The sequence below is a fragment of the Thauera phenolivorans genome, assembly GCF_001696715.1.
GTDB lineage: Bacteria > Pseudomonadota > Gammaproteobacteria > Burkholderiales > Rhodocyclaceae > Thauera > Thauera phenolivorans.
Map to the genome: position 1 here is coordinate 1 of NZ_MBFM01000010.1, position 1,651 is coordinate 1,651.

Here is a 1,651-nt window from a genome sequence, read left to right on the forward strand (position 1 = left end):
ATCGCTGCTGCCGCCGCAGCCCCGACCGCTGCAGCCCACGCCGGCAGCGCCGACGCCGAATACGACATGGTGGTGCTCGGCGCCGGCCCCGGCGGCTACTCGGCCGCGTTCCGCGCCGCGGACCTCGGCCTCAAGACCGCGATCATCGAGCGCTATGCGACTCTGGGCGGCGTGTGCCTGAACGTCGGCTGCATCCCGTCCAAGGCGCTGCTGCACGTCGCCGGGGTCATGGAAGAGGCCGAGCACGTAGCATCCGCCGGCATCGGCTTCGCCAAGCCCTCGGTCGATGTCGATGCGCTGAGGAAGCACAAGGACGGCGTGATCGGCAAGCTGACGGGTGGCCTGGCCGGCATGGCCAAGGCACGCAAGGTCGACATTCTCCGTGGCTACGGACACTTCCTCGACCCGAACCACCTCGAGGTCGAGGAGACTACCGGCGACGCCCAGGAAAAGACCGGCGCGAAAAAGGTGGTGAAGTTCAAGCACTGCATCATCGCCGCGGGTTCGGCCGCGGTGCACCTGCCCTTCATCCCGCAGGATCCGCGCATCGTGGACTCGACCGGCGCACTCGAGCTGCGCCAAGTGCCGGCAAAGATGCTGGTGATCGGTGGCGGCATCATCGGACTGGAGATGGCTACCGTCTACTCCACGCTCGGTGCACGCATCGACGTCGTCGAGATGCTCGACGGCCTCATGCAGGGCCCGGACCGCGACGCGGTGAAGGTGTGGGAAAAGCAGAACGCCCACCGCTTTGACAAGATCATGTTGAAGACGAAGACCGTCGCCGTCGAGGCGAAGGAAGATGGCCTGTACGTGAGCTTCGAAGGCGAGGGCGCGCCGAATGAGCCGGTCAAGTACGACATGATCCTGCAGTCGGCCGGCCGCGCGCCCAACGGGAAGAAGATCGGCGCCGACAAGGCTGGGGTGATCGTCGGCGAACGCGGCTTCATCCCGGTCGATGCGCAGATGCGCACCAACGTGGCGCACATCTTCGCGATCGGCGACGTCGTCGGTCAGCCCATGCTCGCCCACAAGGCGGTGCATGAGGGGCACGTTGCGGCCGAAGTGGCCGCAGGCCACAAGGCGGCCTTCGACGCCACGGTGATTCCAGGCGTGGCCTACACTCATCCGGAAGTGGCCTGGGTCGGCTACACCGAGGCGCAGGCCAAGTCCGAGGGCAAGAAGGTCGAGACCGCGAAGTTCCCCTGGGCCGCTTCGGGCCGTGCAATTGCCAACGGCGCCGACTACGGCTTCACAAAGCTGATCTTCGACGCCGAGACGCACCGCGTGATCGGTGGCACCATCGTCGGCCCCTCCGCCGGCGACATGATCGGCGAGGTGTGCCTGGCCATCGAGATGGGGGCCGACGCGGTCGACATCGGCAAAACCATCCACCCGCACCCGACGCTCGGCGAGACGGTGGGCATGGCCGCCGAAGTGGCCCACGGGAGCTGCACCGACCTGCCGCCAACGCGCAGGAAATAGGCGGGCTCGACGCTTGCGACAAAAAGCCCGCCTCGCGCGGGCTTTTTTTCGTAATGCGCAACTCCCCCGAGTTCGACAGTTACGCGCGCAAGTGTTTGTTTTTGCTAGAGCGCACTTTCAAAAATGCCACTACAACAGCGCCAACTGCTCCGGCGTCGCTGGTTTT

General features: G+C 65.9%; 1 protein-coding gene. It reads left to right on the forward strand.

The features are described from left to right. Positions 1-1,485 (forward strand): dihydrolipoyl dehydrogenase (gene lpdA / locus BB334_RS17275; protein ID WP_068809748.1); only part of this gene is annotated, 1,485 nt, incomplete at its 5' end. Positions 1,486-1,651: the final 166 nt, after the last annotated feature.